22 protein-coding genes and 2 pseudogenes are annotated in these 26,409 nt (G+C 70.6%); 11 read left to right on the top strand and 13 right to left on the bottom strand.

Annotation, left to right across the window (positions count from 1 at the left end):
- Positions 1-54: 54 nt before the first annotated feature.
- Both ACSYGN_RS39690 and ACSYGN_RS39685 read right to left on the bottom strand, forming a co-directional pair.
- Positions 55-945 carry a universal stress protein gene (locus ACSYGN_RS39690; protein ID WP_460405439.1) on the bottom strand — a complete coding sequence of 297 codons (891 nt, stop codon included), beginning with the start codon at positions 943-945 and terminating at the stop codon, positions 55-57.
- A 208-nt stretch (positions 946-1,153) separates the two neighbouring features.
- Positions 1,154-2,407: an MFS transporter gene (locus ACSYGN_RS39685; RefSeq protein ID WP_460405437.1), complete on the bottom strand. Its 1,254-nt coding sequence runs from the start codon at positions 2,405-2,407 to the stop codon at positions 1,154-1,156.
- Between the two features lie 208 nt (positions 2,408-2,615).
- Here ACSYGN_RS39685 and ACSYGN_RS39680 point away from each other — a divergent pair, with 208 nt between their 5' ends.
- Genes ACSYGN_RS39680 through ACSYGN_RS39660 form a run of 5 tightly spaced genes read left to right on the top strand, consistent with a single transcriptional unit; the run spans position 2,616 to position 9,837 of the window.
- The gene (locus ACSYGN_RS39680; protein ID WP_460405435.1) at positions 2,616-6,314 is read left to right on the top strand and encodes a nitrate reductase subunit alpha; all 3,699 of its coding nucleotides are present in this window, start codon (positions 2,616-2,618) and stop codon (positions 6,312-6,314) included.
- 1 nt (position 6,315) lies between these two features.
- On the top strand, positions 6,316-7,845 hold the full coding sequence (gene narH / locus ACSYGN_RS39675; protein WP_460405433.1) for a nitrate reductase subunit beta: 1,530 nt from the start codon (positions 6,316-6,318) through the stop codon (positions 7,843-7,845).
- Positions 7,842-8,615: a nitrate reductase molybdenum cofactor assembly chaperone gene (narJ, locus tag ACSYGN_RS39670; protein ID WP_460405431.1), complete on the top strand. Its 774-nt coding sequence runs from the start codon at positions 7,842-7,844 to the stop codon at positions 8,613-8,615. Before narH ends, narJ begins: the two co-directional genes overlap by 4 nt.
- Positions 8,615-9,343, top strand: coding sequence for a respiratory nitrate reductase subunit gamma (gene narI, locus ACSYGN_RS39665; RefSeq protein WP_460405429.1), 729 nt, complete (start codon positions 8,615-8,617; stop codon positions 9,341-9,343). Before narJ ends, narI begins: the two co-directional genes overlap by 1 nt.
- On the top strand, positions 9,340-9,837 hold the full coding sequence (locus ACSYGN_RS39660) for a hypothetical protein (protein WP_460405427.1): 498 nt from the start codon (positions 9,340-9,342) through the stop codon (positions 9,835-9,837). Before narI ends, ACSYGN_RS39660 begins: the two co-directional genes overlap by 4 nt.
- 42 nt (positions 9,838-9,879) lie before the next feature.
- On the opposite strand, the gene ACSYGN_RS39655 is transcribed toward ACSYGN_RS39660, so the two are convergent.
- Positions 9,880-11,880 carry a PAS domain S-box protein gene (locus tag ACSYGN_RS39655; RefSeq protein WP_460405425.1) on the bottom strand — a complete coding sequence of 667 codons (2,001 nt, stop codon included), beginning with the start codon at positions 11,878-11,880 and terminating at the stop codon, positions 9,880-9,882.
- 293 nt (positions 11,881-12,173) lie between these two features.
- Between ACSYGN_RS39655 and ACSYGN_RS39650 the strand changes: the two genes are divergently transcribed.
- Both ACSYGN_RS39650 and ACSYGN_RS39645 read left to right on the top strand, forming a co-directional pair.
- Entirely contained in the window at positions 12,174-12,944 is a 771-nt protein-coding gene (locus ACSYGN_RS39650; RefSeq protein WP_460405423.1) for a CBS domain-containing protein, read from the top strand.
- 125 nt (positions 12,945-13,069) lie between these two features.
- Entirely contained in the window at positions 13,070-13,666 is a 597-nt protein-coding gene (locus ACSYGN_RS39645) for an Rv1733c family protein (RefSeq protein WP_460405421.1), read from the top strand.
- Positions 13,667-13,773: 107 nt separating this feature from the next.
- Here the strand turns inward: ACSYGN_RS39645 and ACSYGN_RS39640 are convergent, their stop codons facing one another.
- The 3 genes from ACSYGN_RS39640 to ACSYGN_RS39630 form a co-directional block, all read right to left on the bottom strand.
- Entirely contained in the window at positions 13,774-13,971 is a 198-nt protein-coding gene (locus tag ACSYGN_RS39640) for a hypothetical protein (RefSeq protein ID WP_460405419.1), read from the bottom strand.
- Positions 13,972-14,253: 282 nt separating this feature from the next.
- Positions 14,254-14,865, bottom strand: coding sequence for an ATP-binding protein (locus tag ACSYGN_RS39635; protein WP_460405417.1), 612 nt, complete (start codon positions 14,863-14,865; stop codon positions 14,254-14,256).
- Positions 14,862-15,185, bottom strand: coding sequence for a hypothetical protein (locus tag ACSYGN_RS39630; RefSeq protein WP_460405415.1), 324 nt, complete (start codon positions 15,183-15,185; stop codon positions 14,862-14,864). Before ACSYGN_RS39630 ends, ACSYGN_RS39635 begins: the two co-directional genes overlap by 4 nt.
- Before the next feature lie 389 nt (positions 15,186-15,574).
- Between ACSYGN_RS39630 and ACSYGN_RS39625 the strand changes: the two are divergent.
- Positions 15,575-16,012: pseudogene (locus ACSYGN_RS39625) on the top strand (transposase); the annotation flags it as partial.
- Between the two features lie 135 nt (positions 16,013-16,147).
- On the opposite strand, the gene ACSYGN_RS39620 reads toward ACSYGN_RS39625, so the two are convergent.
- From ACSYGN_RS39620 to ACSYGN_RS39610, 3 genes are all read right to left on the bottom strand, one after another.
- Positions 16,148-16,795, bottom strand: a complete 648-nt coding sequence (locus tag ACSYGN_RS39620; RefSeq protein WP_460405413.1) for a S41 family peptidase — start codon at positions 16,793-16,795, stop codon at positions 16,148-16,150.
- Positions 16,796-16,867: 72 nt separating this feature from the next.
- Positions 16,868-18,120 (bottom strand): IS3 family transposase gene (locus ACSYGN_RS39615; protein WP_460398115.1). Its coding sequence is split into 2 segments (ribosomal slippage): positions 16,868-17,838 and positions 17,838-18,120, totalling 1,254 coding nucleotides; the frame shifts between segments, so codons are not numbered across the junction.
- A gap of 47 nt (positions 18,121-18,167) precedes the next feature.
- Entirely contained in the window at positions 18,168-18,356 is a 189-nt protein-coding gene (locus tag ACSYGN_RS39610; RefSeq protein WP_460405411.1) for a hypothetical protein, read from the bottom strand.
- Between the two features lie 257 nt (positions 18,357-18,613).
- On the opposite strand from ACSYGN_RS39610, the pseudogene ACSYGN_RS39605 reads away from it, so the two are divergent.
- Positions 18,614-18,823, top strand: a pseudogene (locus ACSYGN_RS39605) (DUF4158 domain-containing protein); the annotation flags it as partial.
- Between the two features lie 980 nt (positions 18,824-19,803).
- Here the strand turns inward: ACSYGN_RS39605 and ACSYGN_RS39600 are convergent.
- The 4 genes from ACSYGN_RS39600 to ACSYGN_RS39585 all read right to left on the bottom strand — a co-directional run bounded on the left by ACSYGN_RS39600 (position 19,804) and on the right by ACSYGN_RS39585 (position 23,888).
- Positions 19,804-20,862 (bottom strand): threonine aldolase family protein, encoded by a 1,059-nt coding sequence (locus tag ACSYGN_RS39600; protein ID WP_460405409.1) that lies wholly within the window; start codon positions 20,860-20,862, stop codon positions 19,804-19,806.
- A 19-nt stretch (positions 20,863-20,881) separates the two neighbouring features.
- Entirely contained in the window at positions 20,882-21,457 is a 576-nt protein-coding gene (locus ACSYGN_RS39595; RefSeq protein ID WP_460405407.1) for a helix-turn-helix domain-containing protein, read from the bottom strand.
- Positions 21,457-22,188, bottom strand: coding sequence for an alanyl-tRNA editing protein (locus ACSYGN_RS39590; protein ID WP_460405405.1), 732 nt, complete (start codon positions 22,186-22,188; stop codon positions 21,457-21,459). The genes ACSYGN_RS39595 and ACSYGN_RS39590 overlap by 1 nt, the downstream gene beginning before the upstream one ends.
- Positions 22,189-22,304: 116 nt before the next feature.
- Positions 22,305-23,888, bottom strand: a complete 1,584-nt coding sequence (locus ACSYGN_RS39585) for a phosphoribosyltransferase family protein (RefSeq protein ID WP_460405403.1) — start codon at positions 23,886-23,888, stop codon at positions 22,305-22,307.
- 216 nt (positions 23,889-24,104) lie between these two features.
- Between ACSYGN_RS39585 and ACSYGN_RS39580 the strand changes: the two genes are divergently transcribed.
- A complete protein-coding gene (locus tag ACSYGN_RS39580) occupies positions 24,105-24,620 on the top strand; it encodes a hydrogenase maturation protease (protein WP_460405401.1) in 516 nt (171 codons plus the stop codon).
- Positions 24,621-24,798: 178 nt separating this feature from the next.
- Positions 24,799-26,370 (top strand): MBL fold metallo-hydrolase RNA specificity domain-containing protein, encoded by a 1,572-nt coding sequence (locus ACSYGN_RS39575; protein ID WP_460405399.1) that lies wholly within the window; start codon positions 24,799-24,801, stop codon positions 26,368-26,370.
- Positions 26,371-26,409: the final 39 nt, after the last annotated feature.

Raw genomic sequence — 26,409 nt, 5'->3', positions numbered from 1 at the left:
AGGGCCTTCCGGCCCCGGTGCCGACAAAGGCCCCAGCCGATGCAACGGACCAGGTCAGGCGTGCGGTACGACCACGACTGGGCAGCGGGCGTGGTGCATCGCGGCATGCGCGACCGGTCCGGTGTGTGTGCCCAGCCTGCCGCGGCGGGTTCTGCGGCCCACCACCAGCAGTCCGGCGTCCGCCGCCGCGCGCGGCAACTGCTGCGCCGGGCGGCCCTGCTCGACCCGCTCGTGGATCTCGACCGACGGGAACTTCTCCCGCCACGGCAGCAGCGCGGCGGCCAGCGCCTGCCCGGCCGCCTCCCGCAACGCCGTTTCCGCTCTGGCGTCCGAGACGCCCGGCAGACGCGTCGTCTGCCAGGTGTGCACCGCCACCAGCGGGGCGCCGCGCCGTTCCGCGCTCTCGAAGGCGTACGCGACGACGTCCTCGCACGGATGCGCGGCGTCCACCCCGACCACCACCTCACGGTACGGGGCGTGCGCCGACGGCCGTCCCTCCGGGCCCGGCAGATGCTCGTCCTCCAGGGTCTGCTCGGCCCGTACGAGCACCACGGGCCGCGGCACACGGGCCACCGTGGCCAGGGCCACCGAGCCCGCCATGAACCCTCCGAGCCCGCTGAACGCCCGGCTGCCGAGGACCAGCAGCTCGGCGTCGGACCCCGCCGCGACCAGCGCGTCGGCGGCGGGCCGGGCGACCTGATCGGCGCTCAGACACACCTGTGGGTAGCGCTCGTCGAGCCGGTCGAGAGCCGCCCGCAGGATCCGCCGCGCCCAGTAGCGCGGCGCCTCCAGTTCGGGCAGCTCCGACGCATCCGGCGGCAGTCCCTCGTACGCGTGCACCAGCCGCAGCGGCAGGCCGCGCCGGAGCGCCTCCCGGGCGGCCCAGTCGGCGGCAGCGAGACTCTCGCGGGAACCGTCCAGCCCTACGACAACGGGGCGTAGCACGGCCAACACCTCCCCGGATCGGTGCCCGCGCGGTCCGCTCCGTCGCGGGCCCTGCCCCTCAAGGATCCCGGGACCGCCGGAACCCGGGGCAGGGCCCGCGTGGTCTGGCCACGGGGTCCAACGGCCCGTTTCGCGCGGCTTAGAGCCCCGAACAAAATGGGCGCCCGGCTCGCGGCGTCTGATCGGACTCCCATTTTGTTCGGGGCTCTTAGGCCGCGGCGGGTGCGACCTGCCTGGTCAGGGCGCGGCGCACACCGGTCCCGGTGAACACCAGGGCGGCGCAGGCCACCACCGCGAGCAGCAGCAGGCCGCCCGCGTAGGTGCCGTAGGTGCCGTACAGCGAGCCCATCAGCAGCGGCGGCACGAATCCGCCCAGGCCGCCCGCGGCGCCGACCACGCCGGTGACCGAACCGGTGCGGTTGGCCGGGGCGAGCATCGCCACGAAGGCGAAGGTCGCGCCGCTGCCGGCACCCAAGGCGGCGGCCATGCTCAGGAAGGCGACGGTGCCGAGCGGGGTGAGGTCCGGGGTGAAGGACTGGATCAGGGAGCCCACCACGACCACCGCGAGCGAGCCGCCGAGCACCCGCACCGGGTCGAGGCGGTCGGACAGCCAGCCGCCGATGGGCCGCGCCGCCACCGCCAGCACCACGAACCCGGCCATGCGGTTCGCCGCGTCGGCCTGCTCCAGGCCGTAGCCGGTCTTCAGGTAGGTGGGGAGGTACACGGAGAAGGCCACGTAGCCGCCGAACGCCACCGCGTACAGCGCGGACGCCTGCCAGGTGATGCCGAGCTTCAGCGTGGCCGCCAGACGGGTGCCCAGCGGCTCCGTCGGGACGGTGCGGCCGGGCGCGTCACGCAGGAACAGGGCCGCCACCACGGCGTACGCCACCAGCACCACGGCGGTGATCACGAAGGGCCGCTCGATGCCGTCGGCCTTGACCAGCTTCACCGTGGTCAGGGCGCTGATCGCGGTGCCGCCCATGCCCATGCCGAACAGGCCGATCGCGAGCCCCCGACGCTCCGGCGGGAACCAGGCGTTCACGACCGGCACGCCCACCGCGAACGCGGTGCCGCCGATCCCCAGGAAGAAGCCGCCCGCCAGCAGCGCGGTCAGCGAGGAGTGCCCGGCGAACCCGAGGTACAGCACCGGCAGCACGGTGGCGCCCGACACCAGCGGGAACATGACCCGTCCGCCGAACTTGTCGGTCAGGGCGCCGACCGGGATCCGGCCCAGCGAACCGACCACGACGGGCACCGCGACCAGCAGCGACTGCTGGAACGACGACAGGGCCAGCGTGTCCTTGAACCGCGGGCCGAGGGGGCTGAGCAGCGCCCAGGCCCAGAAATTGACGGCGAAGCCGACGGTGGCCAGGGCCAGCATCAGCCAGGCACGGCCGGGGACCTGGCTCCCCGGGCCGGCGGCGGTCTGCCCCTGCGGGGGCTCGTTGGAAGGCCGGAGCATGGTGCGGGTTCCTCCTGCAAGTGTCTTGCCGAACCGCCCGCCATGGTGTGGGCTGTTCGGTGCGCGTCGATGACGACGACGCACACACTTGTGGACCATCGGCAGAGATCGCGTGGGCCGTAGGGCCCGGGATTCGGGCCGTATGGAGCCCACGCAGGGACCATTGGCCCAGGGTGGGGCCGAAGGTCGCCCCATAGCGTCGCGCCTCATGGAGAACGATCAGAAGACACGGCGTGGTGCGTCGGCCGCGGACGGCGGCTGGCCTTTGGCGGCCCGGAGGCTCTTGTCCCGACGTGAGATTTCGGATGACGGGCGCGCCGTGTTCGGTACCGGGGACCCCGGATGGGAAGACTTCTACCGGGACCGGTGGTCGCATGACAAAGTGGTGCGTTCCACACACGGTGTGAACTGCACCGGCTCGTGCTCGTGGATGGTGTATGTCAAGGACGGCATCATCACCTGGGAGCACCAGGCGACGGACTATCCGTCGATCGGGACGGACTGTCCCGAGTACGAGCCGCGCGGCTGCCCGCGCGGCGCTTCGTTCTCCTGGTACACGTACTCGCCGTCGCGGGTGCGGTACCCGTATGTGCGGGGTGCGCTGCTGAAGCTGTGGCGTGAGTCACGCAAGCGGCTGGGCGACCCGGTGGCGGCGTGGGCCGAGATCACCTCGGACCCGGCGAAGGCGCGCGCGTACAAGAAGGCGCGCGGCAAGGGCGGCCTGGTACGCGCCGACTGGGACGAGGTGGCCGAGCTGATCGCCGCCGCCCAGGTGCACACGGTGCGGGAGTTCGGCCCCGACCGGGTGGCCGGCTTCTCGCCGATCCCGGCGATGTCGATGGCGTCGTTCGCCGCGGGCGCCCGCTACCACTCGCTGATCGGCGGCACGCTGCTGTCCTTCTACGACTGGTACGCCGACCTTCCGGTGGCGTCGCCGCAGGTGTTCGGCGACCAGACCGATGTGCCCGAGGCCGCGGACTGGTGGAACGCCGGCTATCTGGTGATGTGGGGCTCCAACATCCCCGTCACCCGGACGCCGGACGCGCACTTCCTCACGGAGACGCGGTACAACGGCACCAAGGTCGTCGCCGTGTCCCCGGACTACGCGGACAACGTGAAGTTCGCCGACGAGTGGATGGCGCCGCACCCGGGCACCGACGGCGCGCTGGCCATGGCCATGGGGCATGTGGTGCTGCGCGAGTTCCTGGTGGACCGTCAGGTGCCCTACTTCGAGGGCTATCTGCGGCAGTTCACGGACGCGCCGTTCCTGGTCACCCTGCGTGAGCACGGCGAGGGGCTGACCCCCGGCGGCTTCCTGACGGCCGAGGACCTGGGCGATGACGGCGAGAACGCCGGGTCCAAGACGGTGCTCATCGACTCCGCGACGGGTGAGGCCGTGGTGCCCAACGGGTCGCTGGGCTTCCGGTGGGCGAAGGAGGAGTCCGGCCGCTGGAACCTCGACCTCGGTGAGGTCGTCCCGGAACTGAGCCTGCTGGAGAGCGCCGAGGACCGGGTCGAGGTCGCGCTTCCCCGGTTCGACGAGGGCGCCACCGAGGGCGGCTCCGTGATGGTCCGCGGCGTGCCGGTGCGCCGGGTCGGAGGCCGTCTGGTGACGACCGTGTTCGACCTGATGCTCGCTCAGTACGGCGTCCACCGCCCCGGACTGCCGGGCAGCTGGCCGGAGTCGTACGACGACGCCTCGCAGCCCTACACCCCGGCCTGGCAGGAGACCATCACCTCCGTGCCCGCCGAGCAGGCGGCGCGTATCGCGCGGGAGTTCGCGCGCAACGCGGAGCGCACCCAGGGCCGTTCGATGATCGCGATGGGTGCGGGAACGAATCACTGGTTCCACTCCGACACCATCTACCGTGCCTTCCTCGCCCTGACCACCATGACGGGCTGTCAGGGCGTCAACGGCGGCGGCTGGGCGCACTACGTCGGCCAGGAGAAGGTCCGCCCGGTGACCGGGCAGCAGCATCTGTCGTTCGCGTTCGACTGGCAGCGCCCCACCCGGCACATGGCGGGCACGTCGTACTGGTACCTGCACACCGACCAGTGGCGCTACGAGGCCTTCGGCCCCGACGAGCTGGCCTCCCCGCTGGGTGAGGGACGCTTCCAGGGCAAGGGTTTCGCGGACTGTCTGGCGCAGGCGGTGCGGCTCGGCTGGACGCCTGGGCACCCCGGCTTCAACCGCAACCCGCTCGACATCACCGACGAGGCCGCCGCGCAGGGCAAGTCCGTGCCCGACCATGTCGTGGACGAACTCAAGTCCGGCAAGCTGAAGTTCGCGGTCGAGGACCCGGACGACCCGGCCAACTTCCCGCGCGTGCTGACGGTCTGGCGGGCCAACCTGCTCGGCTCGTCCGGCAAGGGCAACGAGTACTTCCTGCGGCACCTGCTGGGCACCGACGCCGCCGTCCGCTCCGACGAGGCCCCCGACAGCGCCCGCCCCGAAGAGGTGGTGTGGCACGAGGAGGCACCGGAGGGCAAGCTCGACCTGCTGGTGTGCATGGACTTCCGCATGACCTCCACCGGCCTGTTCGCCGACGTCGTCCTGCCCGCGGCGACCTGGTACGAGAAGGACGACCTGTCGTCCACGGACATGCATCCCTTCGTCCACGCGTTCACGCCGGCCATCGCGCCGCCGTGGCAGGCGCGCACGGACTACGACACGTTCCTCACGATCGCCGACAAGTTCAGCGCGCTCGCCGCCGACCACCTGGGCACCCGCACCGACGTCCTCCCGGTTCCGCTGACCCACGACACCCCGGACGAACTCGCCCAGCCCGGCGGTGTGGTGAGGGACTGGAAGCACGGCGAGTGCGAGCCGATCCCGGGCCGCACCATGCCCAAGCTCGCGGTGATCGAGCGGGACTACGGCGCCATCGCGCAGAAGATGCGCGCGGTCGGCCCGCTGCTCGACACCCTCGGCACCACCACCAAGGGCGTCACGGTCAAGCCCGACCGTGAGATCGACGACCTGCGCCGCCGCAACGGCACCGTCCGCGACGGCATCGCCGAGGGCCGCCCCTCCCTGGCCACCGCCACCGACATGTGCGAGGCGATCCTCGCCCTCTCCGGCACCACCAACGGCCGCCTGGCGACCGAGGGCTTCAAGGAACTGGAGCGGCAGACCGGCAGCGAGGGCCTCGTCGAACTCGCCGCGGAGCGCGAGGCGGAGCGGATCACCTTTGCCGACACCCGCACCCAGCCGCGCTCGGTGATGACCTCCTACGAGTGGTCCGGTTCGGAGACCGGCGGCCGCCGCTACTCCCCGTTCGTCATCAACACCGAGCACAAGAAGCCCTGGCACACCCTGACGGGCCGTCAGCACTTCTTCGTCGAGCACGACTGGATCGCCGAACTGGGCGAGCAGCTCCCGGTGTACCGCCCGCCGCTCAACACCAACCGCCACTACGGCGACGAGCACCTCCACGAGGGCGACCGCGCCGAGGTGACGGTCCGTTACCTCACCCCGCACTCCAAGTGGTCCATCCACTCCGAGTACCAGGACAACGCCTACATGCTGGCGCTGTCCCGCGGCGGCCCGGTGATCTGGATGTCCGTCGAGGACGCCGAGAAGGTCGGGGTGAAGGACAACGAGTGGATCGAGGCGTACAACGGCAACGGCGTCGTCGTGGCGCGCGCGGTGGTCACGCACCGTATGCCCGAGGGCACGGTGTACATGTACCACGCCAAGGACCGCACGGTGAACGTCCCCAAGACCGAGGTCTCCGGCAAGCGCGGCGGCATCCACAACTCCCTGACGCGCCTGCTGCTCAAGCCGACGCATCTGGCGGGTGGGCACGCCCAGTTCACCTACGCCTTCAACTACTACGGCCCGACCGGAAACCAGCGCGACGAGGTCACCGTCATCCGCCGTCGCTCGCAGAACGTGGAGTACTGACATGCGTGTGATGGCGCAGATCGCCATGGTCATGAACCTGGACAAGTGCATCGGCTGCCATACGTGCTCGGTCACGTGCAAGCAGACGTGGACCAACCGCACCGGTGTCGAGTACGCCTGGTTCAACAACGTCGAGACCAAGCCCGGCATCGGCTACCCGCGCCGCTACGAGGACCAGGAGCAGTGGAAGGGCGGCTGGATGCTCGACAAGCGCGGCCGTCTGGTGCTGCGCTCCGGGGGCCGGGTACGGCGGCTGCTGTCGCTGTTCTCCAACCCCAACCTGCCCTCGATCGAGGACTACTACGAGCCGGTCACCTACGACTACGACAACCTGATCAACGCCCCGGCGGGCACCAACATGCCCGTCGCCCGGCCGCGCTCCGTCCTCACCGGCAAGCCCACCGAGATCACCTGGGGAGCCAACTGGGAGGACAGCCTCGGCGGCGCCCCCGAGCACGCCGGCGGGGACCCCAACCTGACCGGCGAGTGGGCCGAGAAGGTCAAGTTCGAGTTCGAGCAGACCTTCCTCTTCCATCTGCCCCGGCTGTGCGAGCACTGCCTCAACCCCGCCTGTGTCTCGGCCTGTCCGTCGGGTGCGATGTACAAGCGGGTCGAGGACGGCATCGTCCTGGTCGACCAGGACGCCTGCCGCGGCTGGCGGATGTGCGTGACGGCGTGCCCGTACAAGAAGGTGTACGTCAACCACGCCACCGGCAAGGCGGAGAAGTGCACCTTCTGCTTCCCCCGCATCGAGGCCGGCCAGCCCACCGTCTGCTCCGAGACCTGCGTGGGACGCCTGCGCTACCTCGGCCTGGTCCTCTACGACGCCGACCGCGTCGGCGAGGCCGCCGCCACCCCCGACGAGCTGGACCTCCTGGACGCCCAGCGCGGTGTCTTCCTCGACCCGCGCGACCCCGAGGTCATCGCGGCGGCACGGGCGAGCGGAATGCCCGAGGACTGGCTGGACGCGGCGCGCCGCTCCCCGGTCTACGACCTGATCTCCCGTTACAAGGTCGCCCTGCCCCTGCACCCGGAGTACCGCACACTGCCGATGGTCTGGTACGTGCCCCCGCTCTCCCCCGTGCTGGACGCGGTCACCGGCGCGGGCGGCGACCAGGACGACGCCGACCATGTGTTCGCGGCCGTCACCCGGCTGCGCATCCCGCTGGACTACCTCGCCAGCCTGTTCACCGCGGGCGACACGGACGTCGTCGCGGGCGTGCTGATGAAGCTCACCGCGCTGCGCTCCTTCATGCGCCAGCGCACCCTCGGCGAGGTGGGCGACGACACGGTCCTCAAGCAGGTCGGCCTCACCGTGCGCGAGGCGGAGGACATGCACCGCCTGCTCGCGGTGGCCAAGTACAAGGACCGCTATGTGATCCCCGCCGCCCACAAGGAGGACGCCGCCGCCCTCAGCGCGATGGAGAACCGCTGCCCGGTGGAGTCCTCCGGCGAGCAGCCCGGCGACGGCCGCAAGGTCATGCTCGGCCTGCCCACCCTGCGCCGCTCCACCAGCGGAGGCCAGGCATGAGCCCCCTGCCGGGACTGGTCCGCACCCGAGTGCGGGCCGCCGCCCGCCGTCCCGCGCCCCTCACCCCCGAGGAGGCGCGGACCCGCCCGCTGCTGCTGCGGCTGATCTCCCTCCTGCTCCAGTACCCCGACGCCGAACTCGTCGCAGGACGCGAGCAGCTGGCCGCCGCACTGGCCGAGCTGCCTGCGTCCGAGGCGGCGAGCGAACTGGCCGAGTTCACCGGCTGGTTCGGCGCACAGGAGCCCGAGGACCTGGAACGGCACTACGTCGAGACCTTCGACCTGCGCCGCAAGAGCAGCCTCTACCTCACCTACTACCTGCACGGTGACACCCGCCGCCGCGGCATGGCCCTGCTCACCCTCGCCCAGCGCTACCGCGCCGCCGGCTGGGACGTCGACGGCGGCGAACTGCCCGACCACCTCCCGGTGGTGCTGGAGTTCGCCGCCCTCAGCGGACCCGGCAAGGGCGAGGCCCCGCTGCGCCAGCACCGCCGCGGCCTCGAACTCATCCACCACGCCCTCACCGACGCGGGCTCGCCCTACCGGCATCTGCTCGCCGCGTTGCTCAGCCTGCTGCCCCCGGCCACCGAGGAGGACCTGGCGGCCGTGGCGAAGCTCGCCGCCGAGGGCCCGCCGAACGAGGACGTCGGCATCGACCCGTACGGCAGCGGGGAGTTCGCCCCGCCCGGCACCTTCGTACCGCCCATGCAGGCACCGAACACCCTGGTCCCGCAGAACCCCGCCGCGCCCGCATCCCAGGAAGACCTCTGATGAACGTCTCCGGCCCCGACCTGCTGCTGTGGGTCGCCTTCCCCTACATCTGCCTGGCCGTGTTCGCCGTCGGCCATGTCTGGCGCTACCGCCACGACCAGTTCGGCTGGACCTCCCGCACCAGCCAGCTCCTCGAACACCGCTGGCTGCGCTGGGGCAGCCCGCTCTTCCACCTCGGCGCCCTCATGGTCGTCGGCGGCCATGTCATGGGCCTCGTCATCCCCGCCTCCTGGACCGAGGCCGCCGGGATCAGCGAGGACGCGTACCACACCACCGCCCTCACCGCCGGTTCCTTCGCGGGTGTCTGCATGGTCACCGGGCTCGGCATGCTCAGCGCGCGCCGGCTGCTGACCCGCCGGATCCGCCTCACCACCGACCGCAGCGACAAGTTCCTCTTCCCGCTGCTCGCCCTGACCGTCCTGCTCGGCCTCACCGCCACCGGCGCCCACAATGTGTTCGGGTCCGGCTACGACTACCGCGAGACCATCTCCCCCTGGTTCCGCGGGATCTTCACCCTCCAGCCGCAGCCCGACGACATGAGCGGCGCCCCGCTGCTCTTCCAACTGCACGCCCTCAGCGCCTTTGTGCTCTTCGCGGCCTGGCCGTTCACCCGGCTGGTGCACGTCTGGAGCGTTCCGGTCGGCTATCTCGCCCGCCCGTATCTGGTCTACCGGCGGCGTGCCGGGGTACGGCCGATGGGCAGGCCCGTCCCAGAGGAGGTCCGTTGATCGTTGCGGTCGGGCACGGGGATCTGACCCCTGCCACCCTGGAGTTGGTGGAGAGCGAGCTGCGGGCGCGCATGGAGCGCGTCGGCGAGGGCGTGACCGGACTGGTGCGCGCCGGTGCCGGACTGCCCGTGGCCTTCGGACGCGCCGTGCGGGCGGCCGGGCGCAAGCTCGTGGTGCTGCTGCCCGCGCAGCAGTCGGTGCCCGCGGTGCCGCCGGGGCACGAGGGGACCGGGGCCGGTGAGCTGCTGATGCTCGCCGAACAGGTCCGCCTCCTCGCACTGGATCCCGCCGACCGCAACGCCTGCATCGGCGCCGACGAACGTCTCGTCGGCGCCAGCAACGGCGTCCTCGCCGTGTGGGACGGTTCACCGTCCACCGGCAGGGACGCCACCGCGCATCTCGTCGCCTACGCCCGCGCCCGGGGCATCCCCGTGGACATCGTGTGGCCGAGCGGCGCCAGCCGTTCGCAGGACGGCGGACCGGGGGACAGCTGAGGGGGGACGGCTGACCGGGGCACGGCGGCCCGGGGGACGGACTCAGAGCCGCAGAGTGAACCAGGTGGTCTTGCCCTCGTCGGTCGGTCTGACCCCCCAGTCGGCCGCCAGGGCACGGACCAGGCACAGCCCGCGCCCGGACTCCTCGTCCTCACCCGCCATCCGGGGCTGGGGCAGCTGGGGGCTGCGGTCGTCGACCTCCACCGTCAGATCGGTGGTGTTGCGGTGCAGCCGAAGGGTCAGCGGGCCCTCGGCGTGCTGCACCGCGTTGGTCAGGGTCTCCGACAGCAGCAGCAGCGCGTCGTCCGCGCCGCCGGTGCAGTTCCACAGGGTCAGCGCCTTGTGCAGGAAGGCCCGCCCCTCGGGCACCGAGGACGCCAGGGCCGGCAGGTCCGTGCTCAGCGCGGCCAGCGGCGCGGCCGGGAGTTGCGCCAGCAAGAGCGTCACGTCGTCGTTGTGGCCCTCCGCGCCGGGCAGCATGCTCGCCAGCACATGGTCGGCCGCGTGCTCCAGGCTCGGCGTACCCGCGAAGCACCGCTCCAGGACGACGGACAGATCGTCCACCCGGCCCTCGATGTCGCTGTCCGGCGTCTCGATCAGACCGTCGGTGTAGAGCACCAGCGTGGCTCCCGGCGGAATGGCCGTGGTGGACTGCTCGAACAGCACATTTCCCACGCCCAGCGGCGCGTTGACGGGAGCGGACAGGCCGTTGACGCCCGGACCGGCGGACAGCCCCTCCGAACTCCCCACCTCGTCACCCGTGCAAGATCCCACGACCAGGACCGGCAGATGCCCGGCCGAGCACACCGTGACCGTCCCCGCGTCGGGGGCGATCACCAGATAGCAGCAGGTGACCAGCTGGTCGGGCACGTCCAGATCGGCGACGCAGATGTCCAGGGACTGCATCAGCTGGCGCGGCTGCATCCCGGTCTTGGCGAGGGCGTGCGCCGCCGAGCGCAACTGGCCCATCACCGCGGCCGCTTCGAGCCCGCGGCCCATGACGTCCCCTATCAGCACCCCCACCCGGTCGGCGCCCAGCGGAATGAGATCGAACCAGTCGCCGCCCACCCCGGCGCCCTGGGTGGCGGGCCGGTAGCGGCTCGCGGTGGCCAGGCCCGGCAGCGCGGGCGGGGTGCCCATTAGACTGCGCTGGAGGGTGAGGGCGATGTGCCGCTGCTGCTCGTACAGCGCGGTGAGCTCGGCCCCCGCGCGCTTGAGGTCGCTGATGTCCCGTACGATCGCGCACGCCCCGACCACCGTGCCGCGGGTGTCCCGGGTCGGCCACAGCGTGACGTCGACGTCCAGCATGCCGCCGCCCTTGGTGACGCGCAGCGTCTCGAAACGTTCCACCTTCTCGCCGTGCCGCAACCGCTCCAGCAGGATGCTGACCTCCTCGCGCAGCTCGGACGGCGCGAGAATCGACACATGGCGGCCGATGGCCTCCTCGGCCGTGTAGCCGTAGAGGTCCTGGGCGGCCTTGTTCCAGTACGTGATGTAGCCGTCGAGGGTCTTGGCAAGGATCGCGTCCTGCGACGACTCCACGAGCGCGGCGAGTTCGTTGATCCGGGCCTCGGCCGCCTTGCGTTCGCTGACGTCCCGTACGGCCGCCGACACCAGCAGCCCGTCCGCCGTCTCCAGCGGGCTGAGGCTGATCTCCACCGGGAACTCCCTGCCGTCCTTGCGGCGGCCGTGGAGATCCAGTCCGGCGCCCATGGGTCGCACCTGGCGGTTGGAGGTGTAGTCCCGCCGGTGCCGGGTGTGCTGGAGACGGAACCGGTGCGGCATCAGCAACTCGACCGGACAGCCCAGCAGTTCCTCGCGCCGGTAGCCGAACAGGGCCTCGGTCTGCGCGTTGACCAGTTTGATGGTCCCCGCGTCGTCGACGATGACCATGGCGTCCGGCGCGGCCTCCAGCAGCCCCCGGAACCTTTCCTCAGCGCCGCCGGACCCGTCCGGCCCGCTCTCCTGCGCGGTCGCGCCGCAGCGGCACCGTTCCGGTGCGCCCGCCGGGGGTTCGTCCCCCGTCTCGACGAAGTCGGTCACCTTCGTCTCACCTCCAACCGAGCAGGACGACCGTCCATCCGAGCAGGACGACCGAGGACAATCTCACCCCTTCCCCGCAGTCCGCGGGCCGCGTTGTCGTTTACTGTCCGTATCCTGTCCGTTCCTGTCCGTCGCGGCGGCGTCACCTGGCCGTCCGTCAACTCGGGACGGGTGGTGAGGCGATACGGAAGTGCCTGTCGGGGTCCGGACCGTGGGCCGGTCGGCCCTGCCGCGTGATGGTCTGCGGGGTCAGCCTGGAAGACAGGGACCCCGAATCAGGCCCGGAGGTCACCATGTACGGCACCGCGCACATCGTCGGCGATGTGATGACCCGTACCGTCGTCGCCCTGGACCGCGGGGCGGCGTTCAAGGACATCGTCAGGGCGATGCGGAAGTGGAAGATCGGCTCGCTGCCCGTCGTGGACGACGAGTACCGCGTCCTCGGCGTCGTCTCCGAGGCCGACCTGCTGCCCAAGGAGGAGCTGCGGAACGGCGCCACCGACCCCGGCGCCGTGCCGCTGCCCGCCCGGCTGAGGCTCGCGGCCCTGGTCAAGGCCGGGGCGCGGACCGCGGGGGAGCTGATGAGCGCGCCGCCCGTCACCGTCCGGCCCGAGGAGACCATCGCGCAGGCCGCGCGGACCATCGCGCTCCACCAGGTCAAGAGCCTGCCGGTGGTGGACGAGGGCGGCGTCCTCAAGGGCGTCGTCAGCCGCTCCGACCTGCTCAAGGTGTTCCTGCGCGAGGACCTCGACATCGCGGGCGAGATACGCCGGGAGGTAGTCGCCAAACTGTTCCCCGAACCGCTCCGTGAACCCCTTGATCCGGTCCGGGTGGCGGTGTGCGACGGCGTCGTCACCCTCTCCGGCCGCGTCCCGGACGCCTCCCTCGTGCCCGTCGCCGTACGTCTGGCACGGGCCGTGGAGGGCGTGGTCGACGTGGACAGCGAGCTCACCGGTCCGCGCCGCCGGGTGGACCTCGACCCGGACCTGCCGGAGACGGACGCTGCCTCGGACTCCGCCCCGGACGGTGCGGGGTCCGACGACTCGGCCCGGACGGGCCCTTGAGCGGTCCGTAGGTCCCACGAACACGCCTTGTCGGCCCCTCTCGCGCCGGACCACGACGTGAGACGTTGCACGGTGAGGGGACACCGGGGGAGGACGCCGTACGCGCGCGGAAGGGGTGCTGAGCGATGACGACAGCACGTCGTGGCCGAGTGAGGAAGCTGCCCTTCTGGAGGTGGCGCGGCAACACACTGCGCCGCCGCAGCGACCGCGTGGAGGCCTGGGTCGTCCTGGCCGCCTGGATCGTCGGTGCGCTGGCCACGCTGGGCACGGGACTCGCGGCGAGCCTGTGGGTCGATCACGACCTCACCGCACGGCGTGCGGCGGCACGCGAGGTGTCCGCGGTGCTTCTGGAGGACGCCCCGGAAGACGCCGCCCTGACGCCCTACGGCGCCGACGGCACCGTATGGGCGCAGGTCCGCTGGACGGACCCCGACGGCAGCAACCACACGTCACGCGCCAAGGTCGATCCCGGCGGCGAGGAGGGCAGCCGGGTCACCGTGTGGATCGGCGGCCAGGGCACCCCGGTCCCGCGGCCCCCGGGCACCGTGGAGGCACGGCTCCAGGCGGCACTGCTCGGCGTACCGGCGGCCATCGGCGCGGCGTCGCTGACACTGATCGCCACCCGTCTGGTCCTCACCGGCATGGAACGCCGCCGCATGGCGGAGTGGGAAACGGAATGGGCCCAGATCGGCCCGGGCTGGCGCAAGCGCATGAACGGCTGACGGCCCCTTTGCTGTCGCCCGCACTCGCGGGGGCCGTCCGACGCGGCTTCCTCGCCCCGGCTTTCGCCAGGACGATTGCCGTATTGCCGTATTGCCGAGCCGTCGCGTCAGCTGTTGTGGTTCGTCTGCCCGAGCAGGGTGGGGATGGCTTGGGCATGCCGGTCAAGAGCCCGCAGCATCTGATACCCGGTGTGGGCGGTATCGACGCCGATACGGACGGGACGTCCGCCGCTCGGGTCCTCCGCTCTCCACACGAGCGAGGTGTCGACGTACTCCTCCCCGGCGGCCAGGAGCAACTGCGTCACGACGCTTACGTCAGCCCGGTGGTAGCGAACCACCATCACGAGCGGATACGTGTCCCGTTCTTGATCTACTTCCGGGCCGGTGAACCCCAACTGCTCCAGCCCGGCACCAATCCGACGACAGGCCTCAGCTACGAAGGTCTTCACCCTGATGTCCACTCACCGAGTATGAACCGAGGCAGAGATCAGCAAGAACGCCCCCAAGTACCGGGGGCGTTCTTCGTGAGCGTCGCGGGGTCGGCTCGCGCCTGGTCGGGACGATCAACCGTCAGCTGGCCACGACCGTCAGGTATCACGGTTCACATGCGCCGAGGTCATTGCTTCGCCTGTCGTCTTCAACAGCACGTCGAGCAGCGCCGTACGCGCCTGGTCTTCAACCGGTCCTCGCGAAGCCCGGATGCCGCTGGGCAGGATCAGCGGCACGTGATCGAAAGGTCGCAGCTCGACTGGGAGCCCGAGGGGCAGTTCGGCCCACACGACTTTCCCGCCGACGCGCGGCTGGTAGACGTCCCAACGCTTGGCGAACTGCTCGACCAGTAGCAGACCGCGCCCGTTTTCTGCCTCAAGGCTTGGGTTCTTCCGTACGGGCGCCGCTTCGGTTCTGTCCCAGACCTCGACGTAGAGGCTGGCGCCGAGAGCCCGAAGCTGTACCCCGATGACGTGCTCGGCGCTAATCCGCCACGACTTCGGCTCCGGCTCGGTGATGCCGTTCGCCTTCACGGCGTTGGTGACGAGCTCGCTCATGATGAGCTTTGCCGTCTCCACGTGGTCTTCAAGCTGCCAGAGCTTCAAGGTGTGGCTGACGAACATCCGTGAGCAACCGACGGCCGTAGGTACGGCAATCAGGCGAAGCGAGGATGCGTACAGCGGGATCGAGTTCACAGTGTCGGCGCTCATGACGCAGCACCCTTCGGTTGCGCGCCGGTGCTTCGGATGACCCACAGTCGCGCGCCCAGCACGCGCTCGATGTGGTCGCGCATGGCGGCTTGCAGACCGGGCGGCCGGGCGAAGTGCCACAAGGACGGCACGATCACGTGCTTGGCGTCGGCCGTCTTGAGCGCATCAACGAGGGCGAAGAAGGCGGACTCGTCATCGGCGTCGAGCCGCTCGATGAACAGGCGCTCCGGTTCGAACCCCTCACGGTTGGCGTACGTCGCCAACTCCCTTTGAATTTCCTCTGGGTCATCACTGGCGGCAAGCCGCATGTAGCCGAACATGGCTGGTCGCATCCGTTCCTCCGGGGGACTGGAACGGTTGACAAGCGGTAGTCGTGGGTTCCATCTGCTCGCCAACCTGACAGCAGAGAAGCGGTTTGACCCACGCAAACACCACAGCAAGGCTGCTGCACGGATGACGCATCCGTGTGGCATTTCTAGGTCTGGTCTGCGCAGATGTCCTGTGCGCCGTTACGGTGGCCACTCGCCCCCATGCACCGGAGGGATGGGCGATGGCAGCGAAGCGCGTACGCCTGGCTCAACGTCGCAAAGCGGCAGGCTTCACGCAAGAGGGGCTTGCGGCGGCGAGCCGCCGTCCCCCGTTCCAGGAGATGCCCGTCCCGGTCGTCGCGGAGGCTCTGAGCTACCACTGGGTTACCACGGCCAAGGTGGCCTCCGAGACAGTCGGCAAAGACAGCCGGGGCTGGGATGAAGCCAAGAAAATCAATGGCCGCAAAAGGCACCTGATCTGCGACAACAGGGGCCTGGTGCTCCTGGTCATGGTCACTGCCGCCGACGTGACCGACCGCGACGCGGCCGAAGGAACTGCTGTTCCGCCTCGCGCTGACGCATCCCGAGATCGCCATCGTCTGGGCCGACTCCGTGCTATGCCGGGAACTGGTGCCCTGGGCCAAGACCTACCTCGAAGTCACCATCAAGACGGTGCGCCACCCACCGGAGGTGAAGGGCGCCGCTGGGTGGTCGAGCGGCCGTGGTCATGGATCATGAGGGGCCGCCGGCACTGCCGCGATCACCAACGCCTGCCCGAGATGAGCGAATCGCTGATCACATGGGCCGCCACAACGCTGATGACCCGACGGCGCACCCGACGCAAGGCCCGTTCCGCCCAACGCCGTGACGTCGCCCGCGAACATCTGATGCCCAAGGCCGCCTGACCGCTTGCCCCGGAACACTGCACCGCGACGAGCCAGCTCAACGGTCACGATGAAGCCCGACGACCAGGGTCACTTACATCCGGCCTGTTTGAGTAGCCAGTTCTTCGCCGCCTCCAGGACCTGGTCCGCGGCTCCCAACCTGAGCCCCATGGTGGGGATCTCCTCGTCAGGGGGGATCGGAGCGTCGTAGCTACGGCCGGTGCGGTCGGCGTCCTTGAGCTCGGTGAGCTTCAGCACTGCGCCATCGGACAGACCATGGTCATTGTTCCCCGTGGGGACGCCGAAGGTGTCCTCTCCGAAAGACCGCGTCCGTGGCCGTCCCCGGAATGCGACCGCCACGGCCTCACCAGCGCTGGCCGTTCTGCCGTCGGTCAGGACCGCGACCGGGGCGTGGGCGTTGGTCACAGGAGTGCTGTCTCCCCAATTGTAGGGTTTGCCGTTCTGACGCGGGCTGCCATGGTGAATAGTCCATGGGTAGGTCTTGCCGTCAGGATCCACGAACATGCCGACCTTGCCGTCCCCCAGGATCGGGCCCGCGACTGCAAGCATGGGCCAGTTGTTCCCGCCTTGGTTGTGACGAAGGTCCACGACCCAACCGCAGGCCCCCGGGCGGTCATCCTTCGCCACAGCCTCGCGGCCTTCCCGCACATACCGCACGTACGTCGCGTCAGATCCCTGCACAGTAGGAAGCGACAGGTATCCGATGTGATCTCCCAATGAGCGACCCTCGGGTCCCTGGAAGGAAAAGTAGGGCGGTGTCCCTGAACCGTTCCGGGTTCGGTAGAGATCTCAGATGTTGGTTGTGACCTGGGGTTTCGTGGTTACGAGGTAGTGGTTGTTCTCGTATTCGACCGGCGGGACGTGGCCTATCTCACCGTGGAGTCGTCGGTGGTTGTACCAGTCGACGTACTCGGCGGTGGCGAGTTCGACGTCGGACAGCGTCTTCCACGGCCGCTGGGGCTTGATCAGTTCGGTCTTGAACAGGCCGATCGTGCTCTCCATCAGGGCGTTGTCGTAGGCGTCGCCGACCGATCCGATGGATGCGGCGATGCCGGCAGCCTCCAGATGGTCGGCAAGCCGGAAGCTCGTGTACTGCGACCCGGCATCCGAATGATGTATCAACTTGCCTGGCTGGACCGGGTGTTGGTCGCGGTCGCGTTGCCAGAGCGCCATCTCCAGGGCGTCCAGCACGAAGACCGTCTCCTTCACGGTGGCAGCGGACCAGCCGACGATCCGGCGGGAGAAGGTGTCCACGACGAAGGCGACGTAGACGACACCCGCCCAGGTCTTCACGTGGGTGAAGTCCGCGACCCAGCACCGGTTCGGGGCACCGGCGACGAAGTCGCGGTCGACGAGGTCCGGGGCCCGCTCGACCTGCCCCCCGGGCAGCGTGGTGATCACACGCCGGCCGCGGACGGCGCCGCAGATGCCGAGCTCGCGCATCAGACGTTCGACGGTGCAACGTGCCACCGCATGTCCCTGCCGGTTCAGCTCCCGCCAGATCTTCCTCGCTCCGTATACACGGTAGTTGGACTCGAAGACCTTGCTGATGTGCTCCTTCAGCTCGGCGTCCCGCACGGTGCGGGCAGCGGGAGAGGCCCGGCGTTTGTGGTGGGCGTAGTAGGTGGACGGGGCGATCCTGCAGTCGTGGTCGGTGAGGACCCGGCAGATCGGCTCGACGCCGCCGAAGCGGTCCCGGTGCTCGTCGATGAACGCTACGAGCGTGTGTGTGGCCGGTCGAGCTCGGCAGCGAAGAAAGACGCTGCGGCCTTGAGGATGTCGTTGGCCCGCTTCAGCTCGGCGTTCTCCTTCTTCAGCCGCTTCAGCTCGGCAGACTCCTCGCTCGTCGTGCCCGGACGGGTCCCGGCGTCGATCTGGTCCTGCCGCACCCACTTGCGCAGCGTCTCGGTCGTGCCGATGCCGAGCTTCTGGGCGACCGCTTTCATCGCGGCCCACTCGGTGTCGTAGTCGGGTCGCACCTCGGCGACCATCCGCACCGCACGACGGCGCAGCTCAAGCGGGTACTGGGAAGGACGTGCCATGACTCGATCCTCTCAAACGATCGAGTCCCCACCGAACCCGGAACGGTTCACCCTTTGATGCTCTCGACCTGCTTGGGATCGTAGAAGGCACTGTGCCCGTGGCCGACTGTCCGCAGCGCGAAGCGGATCGCGTTGTAGGTGTCTGACGGCTTCTGGGCGGCCCTGGCTTGCGAGAACGCCTGGCGGCGTACCTCTGCCCAATCCACCTGATGCCGGAGAAGCGCGTTCTTCTCCATGATGTCCAGCACCTTTGACAGGTAGGACCGGGCGCCGGGCGACATGGCCGACCCCTCCGAGCGGTCTGTACATCCCGTCCCGGCAACAAGCACACTCGCCAGTCCGACACCTGCAGCCAAACGCAGCGACCGTCCCCGTCCCACGCAATCCCCCACTCCACGAACACGAGCAACCCTAACGCTGTTCATCAACTCACCTTAGCTGCACGACAGTTCAGACATAGGCACTGCGGAGCCTTCAGCAGTCGGGGTGATCATTGACTGTCTGGAGGTCCGGGGCGCCGGTCGAGTTTCTGACGGATTCGAAGGCTGCGGCGTGCGCGGCCTACGACGGGGCGCCGTCGCGTACGGAGTTGGAGCGGTTCTTCTTCGTGGACGACTCGGATTGGGTGCTGATCGAGCCGAAGCGGCGGGCCTACAACCGGCTGGGGTTCGCGGCCCAGCTGACGACAGCGCGGTATCTCGGGTGTTCCTGCCAGCCAGGGCCGACCGGGAGGCACCGAAGGAGAAGCTGAAGACGCCACTGAGGGTGGAGCGGGCTGGGGCAAAGCCGGCCACCGCGTTCCAGGTCGTGTTCGACACCACGAGCGAGCAGCGCGGGTCGCGTCCAGGATGGCCACTACTCCCTCGCCCGAAAGATCTTCCACGGACGTTCGGGACAGTTCTACCAGCGCTACCAGGACGGCATGGAGGACCAGATAGGCGCGCTCGGCCTGGTCCGCGACGCCGTGTGCTGTTCACGGTATGGCGAGTACGCATGGTCACCCCGAGGTTGGGGTCGTCGGTGCACCGGCGACAGTTGAACACGAGAGCACACCAGCATCGCCCCCCGAGTGAAGGGTGGCAGCGCCGCGCCCCGCCTGGCGACCGCACCAACGTTTTACCTGGTCAAACGGGGGTGTCTGCGGGTAGATGGGGCAATGCCCAGGGGATGCGGTGCGTCCGGCTCGGACCTCCGGGCGTAAGGTTCACCATCCCTTGCCGCTCACCGCGGTCTGCTCCGGACGGACTTCCTCGCTCGCCTCGCAGGCTGGCTCTCCGGCGCACGGTGTGGGAATGGAGTACTTCCGACGTACCGTCAAGTTCCTTTGCTACTGGGTTCGTTGGTCTGACCGGACCCTGTGGATGAGCCGTTCGGCCCGTCGCACGGGGCACTTTGCGGTGCCAGGGTGAGAGGCGAGCCCGCGGGACGGGCGGCGAAACGTGCCGCGGGCAGCGCCGGAAGGGGGCCGGCGCGGGCCGCCGGGGAGCGGCCGTCCGGAAGGGGCGGGCCGGGTTTTCCCGCCCTACCGCCGGGCCCACGTGAGGCCGAAGGGGAAGCGACAGGGTCGCCCGGGAGGGGCCCCTTCCCGGCCCGTGGGCCCGGCATTCCGCGCACTGCGATCGTGAACAGGTCCTGCGCGAGCGGCGCGCAGAGCAAGCCCGTTCGGGCGGTTCCGGCCCATGGTCAGGGGGTGTGGCGGCGGACCGCGTCGAGGAGTTGGTCGATGTCGTCCGGTGTGTGGGAGAAGGAGGTGACGAACCGGACGATCCCGGGTGCCCAGCGGTCGTGGTAGAAGGTGTAGCCCTCTGCGAGGAGCTGCTCGGTCGCCTGTCGGGGCAGGCGGCAGAAGAGGATGTTGGCCTGTGGGCTGCCCAGGAGTTCGGTGCCGGGGATGGCCTTGAGGCCGTCGCCCAGCCGGGCGGCCATCGTGTTGGCCTGGCGGGCGTTGCCCAGCCACAGGCCGTCGGTGAGGTAGGCGTCGAGCTGGGCGGCATGGAAGCGCATCTTGGAGGCGAGCTGGCCGGCGCGCTTGCTGCGGAAGGCGAGTTCGCTGGCCAGTGCGGGGTCGAAGGAGACGATGGCGTCGGCGGTCATGGCGCCGTTCTTGGTGGCGCCGAAGGACAGCACGTCGATGCCGGCCTTCCAGGTCATCTCGGCCGGGGTGGCGCCGAGATGGTCCAGGGCGTTGGCGAAGCGCGCGCCGTCCATGTGGACGCGCAGTCCCGCGTCCTTGGCGATGACGCCCAGGCGGCGGATCTCGTCGAGGGAGTAGGCGCTGCCGCTTTCGGTGGCCTGGCTGATGCTCAGCACGGACGGCTGGACGCTGTGTACGTCGCCGGCCCGGCGGCGTACCGCCCGTCCCAGGGCGTCGGGGTCGATCTTGCTTTCGTCGCCGGGGACGGTGACGAGCTTGGCGCCGTCGGTGAAGAACTCGGGCGCGCCGCATTCGTCGTTGTTGATGTGGCTGTCGGGGTGGCACAGCACGCTGCCCCAGGGCGGGGTGAGGGCAGCCAGGGCCAGGCAGTTCGCGGCGGTTCCGGTGGAGACGGGGAAGATGTCGACGTCCCGTTCGAAGATCTCGCTCAGCCTGCGGCGGGCGCTGTCGGTGAAGGGGTCGTTGCCGTAGGGCGGGGTGTTCCCGGACGCTGCCGCGGCGACGGCCCGCACTATCTCGGGCGAGGCACCGGCCATGTTGTCGCTCATGAAGGCGCGCGCGGACGAGGTGACGGCGGTAGTGCTCATGGGGGCGGTTCCGTGGCTTTCAGGTGCTGATGGGGGAGGCGAGAACGACGGTGATGTCCGCCGGCTCGGTGTCGGTGCGGTAGAAGTGCGGGGCGTCGCCGGCGAAGGCGAGCAGGTCGCCGGGGCCCAGGTCCTGCGGGGCGTCGACCGGACCGGCGGTCACGCGTCCGGTGGAGACCAGGAGGTGTTCGATCGTGCCGGTGGCGTGGGGCACGCCGGCCAGCTCCGTCTCGGGCGGAACGCGCAGGCGCCAGATCTCCAGGCTGTTGCCGCTGCTGATACGGCGCAGCAGTTCTCGGGAGACTTCGCCGGGCTCGGCGGCCGTACCCGGCCGGTAGACCGGGCCGGTGTCGGCCTCGCGTGCCAGCAGGTCGGCGAGCGGGATGCTCAACGCGATGGCGATCGCGTCCAGGGTGTCGATGGTCGGATTGCCCTTGCCCGCTTCCAGTTGCGACAAAGTGGCCTTGCTCAGCCCGGCGCGGCGTGCCATCTCCGCCGCACTCATGCCGCGCTGCTGTCGGCGCAGGCGGATCTTCGCGCCGACCGCGGCGGCGGTGCTGCTCACCGGCTGCCGGCCCGGCACAGAGGCCGCCATCAAAGGCTCCTGTGGGCAGCGGTGTAGGAGACGCGGATGCGCCCCTTCTTGACCTTCAGCGTCGGCAGGTCCACCTCGTCCAGATCGCCCAGGCTGCGCACGTGGGTGCCCCCGCACGGCGCGGCATGCAGATCGTGGAGGTGCACCACACGCCGCCCCTCGCCCTCGTACCGCGCGAAGACAGGCAGATCCTCGGCGATCGCCGCCGCCACCGAAGCCCGCAGGGCGGCGGTCACCTCCTCCCGGCCCTCCGGATCCGCCAGCCGCGTCTCCGCCTCCGGCACCCGGAACTCGATCCGCGCCTGACCCGGGAAGTGGTTGTTGCTCACCATCTCCCAGCCCTGCATCCGCCCCGCAGCCTCGACCAGGTGTCCGGCCGTGTGCAGCGCGGCATGCCTCATACGCGCTGGCAGGTCGATCCGCGCCCGTACCTGTTGCCCCTCGCTGACGAGAGGCAGAGTGCCGCCCTCCGGCGCCATCGCCACGATCAGCCCCGACTCGTGGTCCCGGACCGGGACGATCTCCGCGTCCTCCAGCCAGCCCCGGTCGGCGGGCTGGCCGCCGCCCTGCGGATGGAACGGACAGTGCTCGACAGCCGCCCACAGAGCCCCGTCCCGCTTGCCGACCGCGATCACCCGCGTATCGGCCCGTTCCAGGTAGGTGTCATCGAGATAGGCACTGATCTGCACACCGTGCAGACTGGTCTCGATTGACTCGATTGAATGAATCATACGTTCAGTATAACGAACCTCCTCAGGGATGCTGAACTTTTCGTTCGATGTAATGAACGGTGCAGGCTTACCAGTACCCGCACCCGCACCCGCCGCGCTGCCCGTCGGCCGGCCGGTCAGCGGGGTGATGTCGTCGCCGTCGGCCGTGTGAGGTGTGCGGTGAACCAGTCGCGGGCGAGTGCGGCGACCGTGGCCAGGGCGTCGGGCTCGGGGAACAGATGCGTGGCGCCCGGTACCACCGCGATCCGGTGCTCGCACCGCATCCAGTCGGCGGCCAGCCTGTTGAGGCTGAGGACCCGGGTGTCGCGCGAGCCCACCACGAGCAGCGTCGGCGCCCGCACCCCGGCCAGCGCCGCTGGGGACGCCAGGTCCGGTCGTCCGCCGCGGGACACCACCGAGAGGATGTCGGCGCCGGGCACGGAGGCGGCCTCCAGCGCGGCCGCGGCGCCGGTGCTGGCCCCGAAGTAGGCCACGGGGAGCCCGCACTCCTGGCCCAGCCAGACCGCGGTGGCGTGCAGCCGCCCGGCGAGCATGCGGATGTCGAAGACGTTGTGCCGGTCGCGTTCCTCGGTCTCGGTGAGCAGATCGAGCAGCAGGGTGCCCAGACCGGCCTGGTTGAGGATCCGGGCGACGTAGCGGTTGCGGGGGCTGTGCCGGCTGCTGCCGCTGCCGTGCGCGAAGGCCACGACGACCGGCGCCGTCTCAGGCACCGCCAGCTGCCCGGTCAGCCGCACTCGCCCGGCGGGTACATCCACCTCACGGCCTTCGGGGAGAGGGGACCCGGAGCGCCCGGAGTGCCCGGAGTGCCCGGAGTGCCCGGAGTGTCCGGACGGCTGTCCGCCAGCCTCGGGCGCAGTGGGCGGTGGCCCGTTCCGGCCGGCGGCAGGATCACCGCCGTACACCTTCCGGAAGACGGCCCGGTACGCCGTACCGGCCCGCCGACTGGGGGCGGCGGGCGGCGACGCCTCCGAGGGCGTGGCGGGCGCGGCGGGTGCAGGGGCGTCCGCGGTATCGCGAGCCTTTCCCTCAGCCGACCCCGAGTCCGGGTCTGGCCCCGACCCCGACCCCGACCCCGACCGCGCCAGCAGTTCGTTCACGTCCTCGTCCTCCGTCTGGGAAAAGTCGTCGTACCAGGCACCCACCGAGCCGAAGAAGTGCGGTGTCTGGAGGCAGATCACCTCGTCGGCGACCTGCCGCAGGCGGCGTGCGGCGTCCTCCGCGCCGACCGGTACGGCCAGGACCACATGGTCGGCGTTCCGGCCGCGCACCACCAGACAGGCCGCCTCGGCGGTGGCGCCGGTGGCCAGGCCGTCGTCGACGACCACCACCGTGCGTCCGGCGAGCGGTACCGGCTCGCGGTCCCTTCGGTAACGGCGCACCCGCCGCTCCAGTTCGGCGCGCTCGGACCGCTCCACGTCCGCGCGGGCACCCTCACCGATATGGATCTGACTCAGCACGTCGTCGTTGAGGACACGCACCCCGTGCTCACCGATCGCGCCGAAGCCCAGCTCCGGCTGCCAGGGCACGCCCAGTTTGCGCACCACCAGCACATCGAGGGGCGCGCCGAGCGCGGCCGCCACCTCGTGGGCCACGGGGACACCGCCCCGCGGCAGGCCCAGGACGACGACGTCCCGGCCACGCAGTTCCTCCAGTCGCCGGGCCAGCCGTCGACCCGCATCGGTACGGTCCCGGTAACGCATGGGCCACCTCCTCATGCGTGCACGACGGGCGGCGGGACCGCCTCCCGCCCTTCCATTGGACCGCCTCCCGGGTCGGTCCGGCAGGGGCCCTTCGGTCCCCACGCTCTCCGGGCGCCCGCAAAGGCCGGGAAGGGCAATCCGCGGGGCCCTTGGTCCCCTGCCGGCCGGTGCGTCGCACAGCACGCTGGAGACACACGCAGTGGAGGGAGAACGACCATGACTGTCTCCACCCGCATCACGGTCATCGCCGTCGGAGACCGCTCACGGCACGACGACGGCATCGGCCCGGCGGTGCTCGCCCGGCTGAGGGAACGCGCCGCCGAACGGCCGCTGCCCCCGGGTACCGGGCTCACGGAGTGCGACGGGGAGCCGGGGCGGCTCGCCGGACTCTGGGAGGGCGCGGATCTCGCCGTCGTGGTGGCCTCCGCACAGGCCCACCGGGGCCGTCCGGGCCGCGTCTACCGGCTCGAACTCGACGAGCGGGCCCTGCGCCGCCCGCCGGACACCGGCACCCCGGACACCGACCCGCACGGGCTGGCCGCCGCCGTCGAACTGGCCAGGGAACTCGCCCGGCTGCCGCACCGCCTCGTGGCGTACGCGGTCGAGGCCGCCGACACCTCGCAGGGCACCGGGCTGTCCGCGCCTGTCGCGGCGGAGGTCGGCGCGGTCGCCGAACTCGTCGAGGATGAGATCGTCCGCCACCGCTCGACGACGGCCCACGGCGGGTCGTGACGGGGCACGACGGGGCGGGAAGGACCCTACCCGCTTCTCGCGGATCCGGATTGCGCGGTGCGCGGCCGAGGCCGCTTCCCCGCGTCTGTGGCGGGTCCTTCCCGCCGACTACAGCACACCACATCGGCCGCCCGACCGCCAGGGCCGACCGGCCCGCCCCGCGAAGGAGACCCCCGCCATGAGCGACGACGCCATGAGCGACAGCAACGGCACGAACGGCAGCGCGAACGACAGCACGAAGAACGGCACGAACAACGGCACGAACAACGGCACGAGCGGCGACACGACCGTCGACGACGCCCCGCCCAACGGCACTTCCGGCCCCGAGGCCCCCTCGGCGCACCGTTCCCGGCCTGCCCTGCTGACCTTTCTCGGCGGTACCGGCACCGTCACCGGGAGCAAGTTCCTCGTCGAGAGCGACCACGCCCGCGTCCTCGTCGACTGCGGGCTCTTCCAGGGCGTCGCCGAGCTGCGGCGGCGCAACTGGCGGCCGCTGCCCTGCGACGCCGAGGACATCGAGACCGTCGTGGTCACCCACGCCCATCTCGACCACTGCGGCCATCTGCCCCGGCTGGTGCGCCACGGCTTCCGGGGCCGGATCGTCACGACCTCCAACACCGCCCGGCTGATGGAGATCGTGCTGCGCGACAGCGCCAAGCTCCAGACCGAGGCGGCCCAGCACGCCAACGAGCACGGCTGGTCCAAGCACCGCCCCGCGCAGCCGCTCTACGACGACGATGACGTCGACCGCACCCTCAAACTCCTCGACCCGGTGCCGCTGCTCACCGAGACCCGCATTGCCACCGGCACCACGCTCACCCTGCACCCCGCCGGGCACATCCTCGGCTCCGCCTGGGCCCGCCTCGCCCTGGAGGACGGCCGCACCCTCGTCGTCAGCGGCGACCTGGGACGCCCCGGGCACCCGTTGCTGAAGCCCGCGGAGCCTTTCTCCGGAGCGGACGTCCTGCTCGTCGAGTCGACCTACGGCAACCGGCGCCACGAGGAACTCCAGAGCCGCGCCCATTTCGCCGACGTCGTCACCCGTACCCTGGCGCACGGCGGCACCGTGGTCATCCCGGCGTTCGCGCTGGACCGCACCGAGGTCGTCCTGCACGAACTCGCCGCGCTGCGCCGCGACGGCCGTCTCCCGGCCGGGGTGCCGGTGTACGTCGACAGCCCGATGGCCCTCGCCGCCCTCGACGTCTACCGTGACGCCCTCGCCTCCGGCGCGCCCGAACTGCGTGACGACATCGCCGACGGCACAGCCGCGGGTACGGTCGCCGCGCTCAGCCCCGAGCCGTTCCGGGCCGTCCGCTCGATCCAGGAGTCCGCCGAACTCGCCGACGCGGGCGGGCCCGCCGTCATCGTGTCCGCGTCCGGCATGGCCACCGGCGGGCGGGTGCTGCACCATCTGCGCCAGCTGCTGCCCGACCCGCGCAACGCCGTCGTCGTGGTCGGCTTCGCGGCCCGCGGCACCCGTGCCCGCGATCTCGTCGACGGCGCCAAGACGCTGAAGATGTTCGGTGAGTACGTCCCGGTCCGCGCCCATGTCGCCGACGTACCGCACTTCTCCGCGCACGCCGACGCCGGCCAGATCGTCGACTGGCTGCACGGCGCGCCCGCCCCGCACACCACCTATCTGGTGCACGGCGAGCCGGACGCCGCCGAGGCGCTGCGCGACCGTATCGACCAGACCCTCGGCTGGACCGCCGTGGTACCGCGCTCGGGGGAGCGGGTGCTGGTCCGCTGACGGCTGCAAGCCCTCGGGTAATGACCCTGCCCTGTGTCA

This window comes from Streptomyces sp. YIM S03343 (assembly GCF_054729195.1).
Note: the sequence above shows the minus strand (reverse complement) of the source record. Positions and strands in the feature narration are given on the sequence as shown.

What these genes read in the sequence shown, in the direction of transcription:
- ACSYGN_RS39685 (WP_460405437.1), bottom strand. Translation starts at nt 2,407, where the DNA reads ATGCTCCGGCCTTCCAACGAGCCCCCGCAGGGGCAGACCGCCGCCGGC.
- ACSYGN_RS39680 (WP_460405435.1), top strand. Translation starts at nt 2,616, where the DNA reads ATGGAGAACGATCAGAAGACACGGCGTGGTGCGTCGGCCGCGGACGGC.
- narH (WP_460405433.1), top strand. Translation starts at nt 6,316, where the DNA reads ATGCGTGTGATGGCGCAGATCGCCATGGTCATGAACCTGGACAAGTGC.
- narJ (WP_460405431.1), top strand. Translation starts at nt 7,842, where the DNA reads ATGAGCCCCCTGCCGGGACTGGTCCGCACCCGAGTGCGGGCCGCCGCC.
- narI (WP_460405429.1), top strand. Translation starts at nt 8,615, where the DNA reads ATGAACGTCTCCGGCCCCGACCTGCTGCTGTGGGTCGCCTTCCCCTAC.
- ACSYGN_RS39650 (WP_460405423.1), top strand. Translation starts at nt 12,174, where the DNA reads ATGTACGGCACCGCGCACATCGTCGGCGATGTGATGACCCGTACCGTC.
- ACSYGN_RS39645 (WP_460405421.1), top strand. Translation starts at nt 13,070, where the DNA reads ATGACGACAGCACGTCGTGGCCGAGTGAGGAAGCTGCCCTTCTGGAGG.
- ACSYGN_RS39635 (WP_460405417.1), bottom strand. Translation starts at nt 14,865, where the DNA reads ATGAGCGCCGACACTGTGAACTCGATCCCGCTGTACGCATCCTCGCTT.
- ACSYGN_RS39630 (WP_460405415.1), bottom strand. Translation starts at nt 15,185, where the DNA reads ATGTTCGGCTACATGCGGCTTGCCGCCAGTGATGACCCAGAGGAAATT.
- ACSYGN_RS39610 (WP_460405411.1), bottom strand. Translation starts at nt 18,356, where the DNA reads ATGGAGAAGAACGCGCTTCTCCGGCATCAGGTGGATTGGGCAGAGGTA.
- ACSYGN_RS39600 (WP_460405409.1), bottom strand. Translation starts at nt 20,862, where the DNA reads ATGAGCACTACCGCCGTCACCTCGTCCGCGCGCGCCTTCATGAGCGAC.
- ACSYGN_RS39595 (WP_460405407.1), bottom strand. Translation starts at nt 21,457, where the DNA reads ATGGCGGCCTCTGTGCCGGGCCGGCAGCCGGTGAGCAGCACCGCCGCC.
- ACSYGN_RS39590 (WP_460405405.1), bottom strand. Translation starts at nt 22,188, where the DNA reads ATGATTCATTCAATCGAGTCAATCGAGACCAGTCTGCACGGTGTGCAG.
- ACSYGN_RS39585 (WP_460405403.1), bottom strand. Translation starts at nt 23,888, where the DNA reads ATGCGTTACCGGGACCGTACCGATGCGGGTCGACGGCTGGCCCGGCGA.
- ACSYGN_RS39580 (WP_460405401.1), top strand. Translation starts at nt 24,105, where the DNA reads ATGACTGTCTCCACCCGCATCACGGTCATCGCCGTCGGAGACCGCTCA.
- ACSYGN_RS39575 (WP_460405399.1), top strand. Translation starts at nt 24,799, where the DNA reads ATGAGCGACGACGCCATGAGCGACAGCAACGGCACGAACGGCAGCGCG.